This is a genomic window from Dyadobacter linearis (assembly GCF_907165045.1).
Taxonomy (GTDB): domain Bacteria; phylum Bacteroidota; class Bacteroidia; order Cytophagales; family Spirosomataceae; genus Dyadobacter; species Dyadobacter linearis.
The window spans coordinates 815,579-827,309 of sequence record NZ_CAJRAU010000001.1; the positions used below are offsets into that span (position 1 = coordinate 815,579).

Sequence of the window (11,731 nt, forward strand, 5' to 3'; positions counted from 1 at the left end):
CAATTATAGCCGGTTAGGCTTTCCACTCAGTTAATATCCGCTGGTGGCGAACCTTCCCATAAACCCTGACAAACCTAGTTGACGTATGGCCCAGCATTCCGGCCACTGACTCGAATGACATACCTCGTTCGTTGATCGACATATCGGTAAATGTCTTGCGGGCTACTTTGTTTGTCAAAACCTTCTCCGTCCCGATAATCGCGGCAATTACTTTTAAGTAATCATTGGCTTTTTGAGCCGATATCCTTGGAAGAGTTGCGATAGATCCATATTTCCTTATTAATGATGAAGCTACCGGATGAAGGGGGATAATTGCTGGTTTTCCAGTTTTCTCTCGGTCGTATTCGATCCACTTCACCTTCATGTTACTTTTAATATTGTCATCCGTTAGGCGCAAATAGTCACCGACATGAAGGCCTGTATAACACATGAATAAGAATGAGTCTGCTACTCTTTGTAGTTTATCTTGGAAATTCGTCGACCGGAGCTTCTGCAACTCCTCGGCATCAAGGCAGGTCAGATCCAACTTGCTTTCCCATTCAAGCCTGTGCCCTTTACATGGGTTGTGAGTAAGTACCTGGTGAGAGATTGCTAATTCGAATGGGCCATACAATGCTTGCACTGACTTATTCGAATAATCCTGAGAATAATTCCTGATATGCTTCATCCACTTCCAGAAACTCCTGATATGGATGGGCCTGATTTCGTCTACGAACTTGATTTGAGAATGCTCCTCAAAATTCCGGCATATTCTTTCGTACCTAGCCAACGTGCTTTTTTTTCTGCCTGTCTGACGGAGCTCTTTTAAGTGCAAGTGAAACAATTCTTCCACGGTCATCCTTTTATCGTAATCCTGGGAATTGTTGAAGTAATGATCAATGACTTCTGTTGGACTTGGAACTTTACCTCGGCTCCTGAACTGATTATAAACTGCGGTCAACCCGTCCCGCAGCTCAATCAGTTTGGCTGTCTCAGCCTCGTTACCTCTAATGCTCTGAAATTTACTATCCCAGGTATAAGGAGCCACGAAAATTCCGGTTGAAAAAGCATTGCCCAAAATGCCATTGACGCGGACACGACAATCTAGCGGACAAAGTCCTAGCTTATTGGTGCGGCTCTTCCGAATTACATATCGAACTCGAATCTTATTTGCAGCCAAAGGCCTCTTGGTCGCCTTTTTCGATACAGCCGCGGAGGTTCCGCCGGTGTCCATTGCATACAATAGCCTTTTCTTGATTTTTTCGAGTTTGCTGTTGAACACTTCTTGTTCTATTTTCGACCTACCGGGCTTTTCTCCGAGATGAGCTTCTAGTTCAGCTATTACCAATTTTCTGATAGCCAAATCGGTTTTTCGGCGTTTCCCTTGGACGAATGAAGCGAATTGCTTCCCGAAACTTGTAGCCACACTTCCCGCAGTAACCTCTCCTCTACCCCACAAGCCCTTGTAGATATCTATCAGGTTTTGCTTGATCACCCTGAGGTAGTCGTTTTTTGTCTCTGAATCAGCTCCTGAAAAGACTTGACAAATCTCGTCCCATGAGCTGTTCGCTATTTTTAGGGTGCTAAGAAACGAGCTCTTCGTTTCCTTTACAGACACATAAACTTTCAGCCCCTCCTGAGTATTCTTAAAATTCACCTTCATTACGCTCGGAAGAACCAAGTTGTAATGGTGATCGATTTTTTCTGATGTTAGCTTTTTCATTTTTACAAATTTTTTGAATTTGATATTACCTGTCCTTGCAGGTCCTTTACTTTAACCCCCTACAATTTGGCGTCTATCGGAGGCACTAGGGGCTTAACTGTGCGATCAATGAAGCGGATCAAATCTTCAATGCTTCCAGATTGGTTGCGGTTACGAATGGCGTTTGTAATCTCTTGATACGTCGCGCCTTTGAATTCTTGTTTTTGCATGGCTCAGTTTCCGTTTTCAGATGAATACTTAGCTGGCTCAATCGCTTCGAGGAATTCTTTCAAGCGGCGGTACAAATAGCAGCGCTCCGCGTTGTCCTGATCGTCGGTAGGATCGTTTGGGTTTGTAATGCTGGCTTGTAGCATATACCAAAGGGTTCCTTCGATTCTTTTCGCGCTACCTACTGAGCTGAAAAATTCATTGATGGCTTCCATCGCTTCATTAGCTTTTGACTGGTTGCATTCCTCGTTCCGATTGACTTCAAGCGCATTTTTCATAATTTTGAAAGGTTAGATTAAGTGAAATTGATTTAACTCCGCCCGGAGCGTCTCGGCCTACGAAACTTTGACGATCCGGGTTTTCCTTACTTCCTGCACTGTTGGATTTCCAACAAAGACAGAGCAAAAATAAAAGGCTATTGCCCTTTATATTGAATTTTTAGTTCGATCTCGAAATTGCCGAATTCGAGAAGAATGTCTTTCATCCGAGATTCTGAAATGCCCCTGTTGTGTGTATAGTCTCGCCAGGCCGTAACCGCCTTTCCCTTCTTAACATCAGGAGGGAGTGACGGGTACTTATTTTTAATCCACCAATCAAACGCCTCCTTGATAGTTGTAAAGTTTTTCATGAGTCAAAGATAACTATTCATGTTGGAATTCCAACAGATTACCGAAATCTTTTTGAGATAATCTTTTTCAGTCTGCCAAAGAACGTTGCTAGATCAAATATTCTCAAAATCTTTGATAAATACAAGTCTCATAAATTTTTTGATTTGCGTAACTCGTTCATTTTATTTCATTTGAAATATTTTTCCTTGTTCTAGCAACTTTTTTAAAAATGGTATTTTCATATTTAATTTGGTATGTTGTGTTCGGTTTGAATATATTCGCAGCTGGGGTCTAACACAACCACTCAGTCATCATGGACACATCAGAACGAGCCGCACTGAAATATGCAGAGAGCCTCAGCAGAGACGAAATCCATCGTAGGGATCTGACCGCAGCGTTTATCGCCGGCACTGTCTACGCACAGAAAAACGGCTCATGGGGAGAAGGCATGTCTATTGAGGTAATAGTCGACGAAGACGGCAAGCTCATAGCAAAGATGAAGGTCAAGGGAGTTGTCGGCACCGGAAACAATCTCCGCGAGGTGCTTGATAGTTTAGCAACGGCGTATGAGACTATGAGCAAGCTTTAATAAACGACATTCCATACTAAACACATTGGCGCACATGAAGTCCCGATTAGCAAAGGCGCTGAGACATTTATCGATCTCAATCGATCCTGAGTCAGGCAAACTTAGAGAGCTACCAGAAGGATTCTATGAGATCGCAAAGAGGATAAGCCACCGCGATTATTGCACGGTTTACATAGCACTTATGCGTCACCCTGAAATTTCTTCGGAATGGATCCTTCGAGGAAAAGGTCCTATGCTTATAGAAGATAATCAACAAGCTGCAGAAATCAGGAACCTACTTTCTAAAGTTGTGGAACTGGAAAAAAAGTTATCGAGAGAAGTGAGCATTAATAACCGGTTAATTAATCGACTCGCTACGCCCTCGCCAAAGAAGAAAAAAGGAAAAGACTCAGAGGATGATGATATAATAAAAGATTAATTAAATGCCTTCGATTGGACCGAGCCATACCATTTAATAAGTGTCTTGAAGAAGATATTGGAAGTCGCAAGCTGCATTGGTAAATTTCTTCGTACCAAACCAACTGCATAAATGAAAAATGTTTGCGCCTTCTTTACTGCCGCTATCCTCGTGATTGGGATAGCCTTCATGGCACTTTCGCAAAAGACGCCGAAGCAGACTGCTTCTGATGTCAAAACCAATTTGGCGCCAGCGAGCGTTAAAACAAAAGTTAAGATTTTTGTTTTAAACAACGATTCAGCGGTTGATAATATGAACTATCAAATTGCAGTAGAAAACGCCCAAGGATGGAAGGTTGCCGAGTTGAAATTCACGCCAACTGATCGAGTTTGCATGACTGTATTTGAAAGGTGAAGAATAAGCAAGGCGACTCTGAAAAAGAAACAAAACCCCGCCTGGTGGGAGACGGGGGAAGGGAAGATGGTAAAATAAAGTGTTACACAGGAACTCCGGACACCTCAAACCACTCCGTTGAACTTGTTCTTATATATGCCTTCCCGGCATTTTTACAAACAACCATCGTGCCTGTAGGATAAGAAAGTGCTGGAGCAGTTGCAGTCGCCGGATACGCGACATTCATTTCAACAGATGTTTTTGGTGTTGTAATTCCATTATTTATCTCGTTCCTGAGCTGGAGTTGTCGCCATTCAGTCCATCCGGATCCGTAAGATCCCCGAATAAAAGCCCTAACTCCATCAACATCGATACCAAAAGCAGAACCCTGTCCAGCAATCATTGCTTTCAAATAAAGCCCCAGCTTTGCAATTCCGGAAGGGCTGCCAGTTGGATTAGCTGACGACGTAGACATTAACACCACGGTAGACGTATCATTTAAATTTGATACGACCTTTGGACTGTTAGTATCTGCCGCGTCGCAAACAACCCAGTCTTTTTGTGGTATTGGCTCAGAAAGTTTCGGCAAGGTTGTAAAGGTGTCAGAATTGTTTGCCAGTTTATAATATCGGGTAGACCCATAAGAAACTATGAACATGGTCCCCGCCTTAACAACTGTACTATCTGATACTAATGCTGTCTCAGCCTCTGCTGAACTGACCAGATATACATGCTCGTAAAGCTTGAATATCGAATTGGTAAAAAGGAGTTTCTCGAATGATGTCATTACCTTTTGTCGATTACAATTGTTTCAATATATATTGTCCCGCCTAGACCATTGATTTGGAAACACAGCCTGATGAATCTAACCTCGGGATTGGTGATTCTTATCTCCTGCCCCCACCGGCCGCATCTCCATATATCCGGAGTAGATTTATCGTTGTTGGTTTGAGGTGTAGTAGTTGATAGCAACTCTTTATGCTCATTGAGCATCTCAACAGAGAACCTTGGAGAAAGAACGTTGTCAGTAGTTTCAGGGATCACCTTGTATATCAAATTGAAGGCAAAAACATCCCCAAACTTTACCTCGGTCAGCTGCCTTGCTTTTGATACAAAGGTTGCCTGGGTACCTGATTCGGCTACAATTTTAAGCGCATTCCCTCTGTCTGTTGATGCGATCTCATAACTAGCGACATTTGTCGATCCTGTTGCATCTACATAGGGGTTGGTGCTAGCAAGTGCCCCAATAGTCTCAATGTTTTTAAAATTCCAAAAGAAATAAACCTGATCAATATTGTTCTGAACAATAGGAGGAATATGAAGATCTTGGAAGAAATCCTTCTTTCTAATTCCGATCGACGGTGATGCAGGGTTGATAAGCATAAATCTATCTGGATCCTGGCTATTCCAAGCCTCTCTTCCGTCGGATTCATCCGCGCCGCTATCTATTCTATCAGCAAACCTGTCGATGTTTAGGACATACCCCTTACTTGCGTTAGTGTTAAAGAATCTTTCACGTCTCCCGTTCAGGCCGGTGCAGCCGTCAAAATCTATTGTAGGTGCCTTATATGGATTTCCATTGGCGACGCTATAAACAAAATGTTCTGTTACGCTCTCGAAATAGCATTTGCTGAATTTAATCCCATTAAAGCCGCGGAACATTGTGTCCATGAAAACAACTATTTTCACGAAGTCGAAATGGCAATCATGGGCCAGGAAGTCGTATGCATCCGCTTGCAGTAAAAACACTTTTTCAGCCCCAGCAAATCTGCAATGGTGAAACCCGCTCTGTTCGCCACTGTTAGATCCTCCGCCGGACGTTGAATAGACTCTAACATGGTTATTATTGCCCTCCATGTGCCAGTTTTTGAACTTGCACATGTAGTTATTGCTCGGTATCCAGTCGCATCCGAAATCATATCCGGCAACCCGGATGTTATCTACATCATACCGTGCCATTAATCTGTTAGATATTGCAGGAGAATTTCCAATCCTTATGCCTATTGATCCTAGTGGAACATTGGATCTTGGAATAGAGCTGGACGTGTTTAGTGAATTGTTTGGAGATGTAAAGAAACTTTTATTTAGGATAAGAAGGCTACCTTCAATCAACCTGCCGGCATTAAACATATCCTTGTAAAACAGCGGAACTGATAGATCTGAGCACAAAGTCAAGGTTGGCTCTGCGTTGTTAATGCCCCAAAATATTGCCAGACCCTCAATCCTCGGACGGACAGTTACAGGTATTTTCAATTCAGAGCCAATAGCATAAGTCCCGGTGGGCACAATCAATTCATTGGTAATTTTTATCGGGTTGAGGTTACCTAGATTACTTGCTATTGACCTGACAGCCCTGTCGAACATTGGCTGGTTATCTGTAACTCCGTCACGTACTGCGCCGAACCACATAATATTCAGGTTGACGGCAAACGTGGTAACCAACCCTTGTCCGTAGAATATTTGATAATAACCGGCGGATAAAGGTCCTTCCAGCGTTAATGTGGTCCCCGTTGAAATATTGAAGCTTCCGGTTGGTTTGGCTTGTATTTCGATATTTGCGGGTATTATTCGATTGGTTGTGATCGGAATTTGCCTGTTGAGAATAATCGTACAGGGTGTACTCCCAATTCTTTCTATGAAAGCAAAAAAAGCCGATTCAGTGCCAACAGAGGGAAATTTCTTTGCCTCGACATAGTACTCTATCTGCCTAACCCACTTATTCCCTGACGCATCGGATATGACAAAATGATCGTCAACGGAGGCATTAGTATCATTATCAATTACAAAGTTTCCGGATAAGTCACCATCACTGATAAAAGCTGATTTGAATAATGGATTGTACTTTGTTTTAAGCTGGGAGATTGTTAATACATTATTCGTAGAAGCGAGGGCTTGATCGCGAGCAATGAAGATATTCTCTGACAATTGAATGAATTCCTGCGTAAGCTCTCCTGCATCTCCTTTATCCCCTTTATCGCCTTTAACACCCTGAGCTCCGCCCGGGCCAGTAGGTCCGACTGGACCAAGATGACCTTGAATACCCTGAACTCCTTGATCCCCCTTTGCGCCTTTTTCGCCAGTCGGTCCAACAGGGCCTTGAATTCCCTGCAAACCAGTATCTCCTTTGTCACCCTTCAATCCGCGCGGACCAGTTTCCCCCGCAGGCCCAGCAACTCCGGTGGCTCCCGCTGGTCCCGTATCGCCTTTCGCCCCCGCCGCTCCGGTTTCACCCGTATCCCCTTTATCACCTTTGGCTCCAACTGCTCCTGCCGCGCCGGTCGATCCGGTGTCGCCCTTATCGCCTTTTAGTCCAGTATCGCCTTTGATTCCCTGAGTTCCTTGCGCACCAACTGGCCCCTGAACACCTTGTAAACCCTGGTCGCCTTTCAAGCCTCGCGGCCCGGTTTCCCCGGTTGCTCCGGCGGCACCTTGTGCGCCCGTTGCTCCGGTCGCCCCCTGGATTCCCTGCGCGCCGGTATCACCTTTGTCGCCCTTTTCGCCTTTGGCTCCTGCTGCACCTGTCTGACCAGCCGCACCTTGTACGCCCTGCAGTCCCTGATCTCCCTTGTCGCCTTTGTCACCTTTCAGACCAGCCGATCCAGCTGCTCCCACAGGACCAGTTTGACCAGATGCGCCCGTATCCCCCTTTTCGCCTTTCAGCCCCTGAATACCCTGGATTCCCTGCGCACCTTGAAGACCCTGATCACCCTTGGGGCCAGTGTCTCCTTTTCTTCCCGTATGGATTATCAATCTAATTCGCTCTCCTGAAAAATTGCTGTAGAATCTCATGATAGTTTGAATGGGCCTTTAAAGAAGGTGGTTTGGGTTGATCGGTCGTAAAACCGGTGGGTGTAGTCAGATAATTTGCTCAGGTCTTTGAAGAATGTTGAGGGCTTGTCCACCGTTACCAGGTTTCCATTAAACACAAAGTCGCTGCCTTCCATAGATAGTATCAGCTCCCCCTGGTGATAAATTTCCCATACAGGATTAAAACCTTCTAAAATAAATGGGGTGCCATCCTCCTTTTCTATTTCAAAGACGCGATTAAACGGATCCGTCTTCAAATGCAGAATTCCTAATTCTGGAATTTGTAGTTCTGATTGTTCCACTGAATTTTATTTTTCTAAAAATGGCTAAAGAGTTCAAAGTCAAGCCATTTTGCTCGATTTTGAACCACTATTGATCTTTTTAAATAAAATAAAGTTTGATCAGAAAAAGAAGTCTTTTACGGGAAATATCTGAGGCTAATGACGCGATTTGAAGACTGGCGAGTATAAACCAAAACATTCGATTCTTGGGTTCTCAATAGGGGAAAATTATCTCATTTGAAATATATATTGAACAAGGATGGTTACCTCTACAAGTCCATATTACCGCTCGTAAACCAGAGACCTCACAAGACCCGAAGCCGATAATTCAGTGAAGCGAATAGGCACGAAAAAAACCGCTTACTTGATGGAGGCGGCTTACATAATATCAAGTTGTGCAAAGTATTCTCGGAAATTAATATCCCAGCTAAAAGCAATTATCCCAATCGCGAGATTATAATCCTCTGACTCGAATACCCGGTAATCGTGTTGATAGGCATCGCCAGCATATTCATCAAACCACTGCTGAAAAAGGCGAACCCTGCACATCTCCCTGTTATCAAGACTGTCGCAAGTGTATATTAATGGGCATCGATAGTTCCCAACAAACTCCCGGAGAATTTCTACTATCGTTTCTTGAACTTGCCGATCTGGGCTGGATTTTCCTTCAAAGTCCTTTTCGAACCTTACTTCATAAATGCTCTGACAGGATTGACAGACAGTGGAAAATTGATAAGTTGCAGGAGTAAATTTTACGAGATACCTTAAATCATTGTCTGTTATAAAGGCGTACGTAACTCCCGCCTCTCTTTCCTCAAGGGGTAGGTATTGATACAAGGCTATTGAGCAACTTTAAACGTTTTATTGATAGCTGCTGAATATTCCCCAGAGCGAACTTTCTCCCTCCATTGTCGCTTTTCCTCCAATGCTTTCCTTATAGCTTCAGGAATCGGTTTGTTAACTTTTATATGCTTTTCCATAATCGGCATGATTTATAGGGTATTAACGCATGTAAATATACATGTATACACGAGTACAAAACGTAAAGAACGAGTAAAAAAGTTTAACTCGGGGTGAACTAGCTCAGCAGAAAGAGCTGGTGGTGTTGCTAATGATGTTGAAAGAGTTACTTGAGAACGAGAGAGTTGTATTATACAATTATTAACAGAGTATCCGGAAAAGCTCGAATAGTTCAGCTCTCTCGCCGTTAAATAATTGTCCTGACAAGATGACTATTAACATTTAAGGTTGAGAGCGCGTTGTGACTAAATCTTAACAAACCTCCCTATGGACTTCAAGGATCAAATCAAGCAATTCAGCGACCGTGTAACCACGCTCAAGGATAATAGTCACACAGAGGAGGCCACGTGGAACGCATTTATAACAACGTGTATAATAAAACTACAATAGGTTGCCTGACACTTCTCATTCCCTTGTCTGAGCTAGTTGCGTATATCATTTGCACGTATTTTCTTCTGGAGGCTCGAATCTTGCCCTAATCACTTTTAAAGAAATCGCTTCATTCTGCTACTATGCAATTGAAATTCATAATCCTGCAATTTTTTCCGCAAGGCTCAGCTGGCCCTGTTGATTTTTCGCCGAAATGTTAAAAGGGACGGTAACCGCTCCGGTAAATGACGGCTTCTTTGAGTCAGCCGAGGCGGCTGTAAAGTTTTTGGCAAATTTTCCTACCAAGGGCAACTTCATTATTCAAGAAGTAATCGTTACTTAACAACCTCACTGTAACTTATTGAATTCATCAACGGTGCGAGGTCTGCGGTTCATAGATGCCATTCACGATGTTATCCTTTAGATGCCGTAGAGGTCTCCCATCTGATGTTGACCAGGTAGAATTACGTGTTTTGCGATCTACAAAAGTAGAATTACTACTCACTCCTACTTGAGTTGGAATATTTACCTCAACTGCCTCTATTCTTGGAAAACCTATCAACCTCAGACGCCGGACCTCAATTGGTCGCCCAACCAATCGACTTCAGTACAGAGGAAAATCTTTCAAATATATCTCTGCTCATACTTATCATGGGCATAATTTCATCTGGAATACTATTCTTTTCAGTCGCCATTGTGACCACGCAGTCCAATATTCGGCGGTAGTGATCGATCTGAACTTAGTGGCGCCGGCGTTGTCCTCTCGATAGGTCCGCTTATGTCGTCAATTGCTACATATTTCCTACTGCAAGTAGTGGGCAATATCTCTCGCAGCTTGAAAATACTCGTTGCCAAATAGGACGGCTTTGGCCTGGTATCTCTCATCTGAAAAGTATCAACTCATAAAATACAGAAACCCCATGGGCAAATTCGTAATCACAAAGCGCAAAAACGGAGAGTTTCAGTTCAATCTTCAGGCTAGGAATGGCGAGATCATTTTAACTAGTGAAGGTTATACTACTTCACTTGGGTGCAGGTTGGGGATTATGTCTGTTAGAGAGCATTCTTCGGAAATTGCTAACTTTCATAATTGGGATGCCGACAATGGAGAATTTTACTTCACATTGAACGCTGATAACGGGGAGCCAATTGGTGTCAGCCAGATGTATGATACGGCCCAAGGAAGAGCGAAAGGAATACAATCCGTCATGGAAAACGGGCAGTTTGATCAGGTGGAGGATTTGACATAGCGGAACGAGTCCATCAAAAAGAATTAAACCGAATTATCGCGCGAAAGAAAATATTAACAGACCTCGATAAATAATCTATGAAAAGACTGCTACTGCTAATTATCATTTTACTACCAAGCATCATTTGCTCAGCTCAAAAAAAAGACAGGAGGGAGGGTGATTACTCTGCTTACTTGTATTCAGTGGATGGACCAGAGGATCATAATATAGACAGTGTAAGGTCCGTCTATGAAGATCCGCTGATAAAGATTGATTGGGATTATGGCTATTCTCAAATAGGTTTCGAATTGACAAATAAATCGGATCAAACTATGAAAATACTTTGGGATGATGCGGCATATATCTCGATGTCAAACGAATCGAGCCGTGTGTTTCATAAGGGGGTTAAATACATTGATCGAGAGAACTCCCAGCCGCCGACATCTGTTTATAAAAATTCCACTCTATCGGACTTGATATCTCCAACTTCTTACACCAGGTATGTTACTGGTCAATATGGCGGTTGGACATCTGAACCATTGATTCCTGTGAAGCGGGTGTTAATGTCGTATAAGGTTGAGTACAATGAGAATTTTATTGGCCAAGTCATGAGGGTTGTTCTGCCAATCAAAATCGAAGATAGTATCCTCGAATATATATTCAGCTTCAAAACCACATTCGTGGAAAACACAAACTCTAAGAGAAAGAAAAAGACTGGTGATGACTTGTACGATTAACCGGTACGCAGATTACAACAGCTTGCTAGAGGACTTAGGACGGAAAGATTGATCGTATAACTAACACCTCCAAGTATGGGTAAATTCATCATCAAAAAACGATCAAATGGTGAGAATATTTTCAACTTTCACGCCGGCAACGGCCAGGTGTTTCTTTCAAGTAAAGGATACGAAACTATAGAAGGATGGAAGAACGGGATTTTGTCAGTGAAGGCCAATTCTCACCTTCACGGCAGGTATGAACAATTGCAATCCGCAGAAGTTTAGCACTACTTTGTGCTGAGATCTTCGAACAGCGACGTCATTGGCACTAGCGAACTGTACCGGACTGCTGATGGACTGATGGCCGTGATTGAGTCTGTTATGGAGAATGGGAGGTCGGAGTGTTAGAG

General features: G+C 43.2%; 15 protein-coding genes. 7 read left to right on the forward strand and 8 right to left on the reverse strand.

From position 1 onward, the window contains the following. Positions 1-13: 13 nt before the first annotated feature. The 3 genes from KOD92_RS03270 to KOD92_RS03280 form a co-directional block, all read right to left on the reverse strand. A complete protein-coding gene (locus tag KOD92_RS03270; protein WP_215232077.1) occupies positions 14-1,702 on the reverse strand; it encodes a site-specific integrase in 1,689 nt (562 codons plus the stop codon). A gap of 212 nt (positions 1,703-1,914) precedes the next feature. Further along, positions 1,915-2,187 (reverse strand): hypothetical protein, encoded by a 273-nt coding sequence (locus KOD92_RS03275; protein ID WP_215232078.1) that lies wholly within the window; start codon positions 2,185-2,187, stop codon positions 1,915-1,917. A gap of 137 nt (positions 2,188-2,324) precedes the next feature. Further along, positions 2,325-2,537 (reverse strand): hypothetical protein, encoded by a 213-nt coding sequence (locus KOD92_RS03280; RefSeq protein ID WP_031530509.1) that lies wholly within the window; start codon positions 2,535-2,537, stop codon positions 2,325-2,327. A gap of 293 nt (positions 2,538-2,830) precedes the next feature. Here KOD92_RS03280 and KOD92_RS03285 point away from each other — a divergent pair, with 293 nt between their 5' ends. The 3 genes from KOD92_RS03285 to KOD92_RS03295 all read left to right on the forward strand — a co-directional run bounded on the left by KOD92_RS03285 (position 2,831) and on the right by KOD92_RS03295 (position 3,917). After that, a complete protein-coding gene (locus KOD92_RS03285) occupies positions 2,831-3,106 on the forward strand; it encodes a hypothetical protein (protein WP_215232079.1) in 276 nt (91 codons plus the stop codon). A gap of 34 nt (positions 3,107-3,140) precedes the next feature. Continuing rightward, a complete protein-coding gene (locus KOD92_RS03290; protein ID WP_215232080.1) occupies positions 3,141-3,524 on the forward strand; it encodes a hypothetical protein in 384 nt (127 codons plus the stop codon). 111 nt (positions 3,525-3,635) lie between these two features. After that, positions 3,636-3,917 (forward strand): hypothetical protein, encoded by a 282-nt coding sequence (locus tag KOD92_RS03295; protein ID WP_215232081.1) that lies wholly within the window; start codon positions 3,636-3,638, stop codon positions 3,915-3,917. A gap of 82 nt (positions 3,918-3,999) precedes the next feature. On the opposite strand, the gene KOD92_RS03300 is transcribed toward KOD92_RS03295, so the two are convergent. From KOD92_RS03300 to KOD92_RS03320, 5 genes are all read right to left on the reverse strand, one after another. Beyond that, positions 4,000-4,683: a hypothetical protein gene (locus tag KOD92_RS03300; protein WP_215232082.1), complete on the reverse strand. Its 684-nt coding sequence runs from the start codon at positions 4,681-4,683 to the stop codon at positions 4,000-4,002. Then, positions 4,683-7,685, reverse strand: a complete 3,003-nt coding sequence (locus tag KOD92_RS03305; protein WP_215232083.1) for a collagen-like protein — start codon at positions 7,683-7,685, stop codon at positions 4,683-4,685. Before KOD92_RS03305 ends, KOD92_RS03300 begins: the two co-directional genes overlap by 1 nt. Beyond that, positions 7,682-8,005 carry a hypothetical protein gene (locus KOD92_RS03310; protein ID WP_215232084.1) on the reverse strand — a complete coding sequence of 108 codons (324 nt, stop codon included), beginning with the start codon at positions 8,003-8,005 and terminating at the stop codon, positions 7,682-7,684. Before KOD92_RS03310 ends, KOD92_RS03305 begins: the two co-directional genes overlap by 4 nt. A gap of 357 nt (positions 8,006-8,362) precedes the next feature. After that, complete coding sequence (locus KOD92_RS03315) at positions 8,363-8,821, reverse strand: DUF6169 family protein (RefSeq protein WP_215232085.1); 459 nt, start codon at positions 8,819-8,821, stop codon at positions 8,363-8,365. A 2-nt stretch (positions 8,822-8,823) separates the two neighbouring features. After that, entirely contained in the window at positions 8,824-8,964 is a 141-nt protein-coding gene (locus KOD92_RS03320; protein WP_215232086.1) for a hypothetical protein, read from the reverse strand. Positions 8,965-10,293: 1,329 nt separating this feature from the next. On the opposite strand from KOD92_RS03320, the gene KOD92_RS03325 reads away from it, so the two are divergent. The 4 genes from KOD92_RS03325 to KOD92_RS27655 all read left to right on the forward strand — a co-directional run bounded on the left by KOD92_RS03325 (position 10,294) and on the right by KOD92_RS27655 (position 11,729). Beyond that, positions 10,294-10,623, forward strand: a complete 330-nt coding sequence (locus KOD92_RS03325; protein ID WP_215232087.1) for a YegP family protein — start codon at positions 10,294-10,296, stop codon at positions 10,621-10,623. 77 nt (positions 10,624-10,700) lie between these two features. Then, on the forward strand, positions 10,701-11,339 hold the full coding sequence (locus tag KOD92_RS03330) for a hypothetical protein (protein ID WP_215232088.1): 639 nt from the start codon (positions 10,701-10,703) through the stop codon (positions 11,337-11,339). A 75-nt stretch (positions 11,340-11,414) separates the two neighbouring features. Then, positions 11,415-11,606 carry a YegP family protein gene (locus KOD92_RS27650; RefSeq protein ID WP_215232089.1) on the forward strand — a complete coding sequence of 64 codons (192 nt, stop codon included), beginning with the start codon at positions 11,415-11,417 and terminating at the stop codon, positions 11,604-11,606. Positions 11,607-11,615: 9 nt separating this feature from the next. Then, positions 11,616-11,729 (forward strand): YegP family protein, encoded by a 114-nt coding sequence (locus tag KOD92_RS27655; protein WP_215232090.1) that lies wholly within the window; start codon positions 11,616-11,618, stop codon positions 11,727-11,729. The last annotated feature ends 2 nt before the right edge of the window (positions 11,730-11,731 follow it).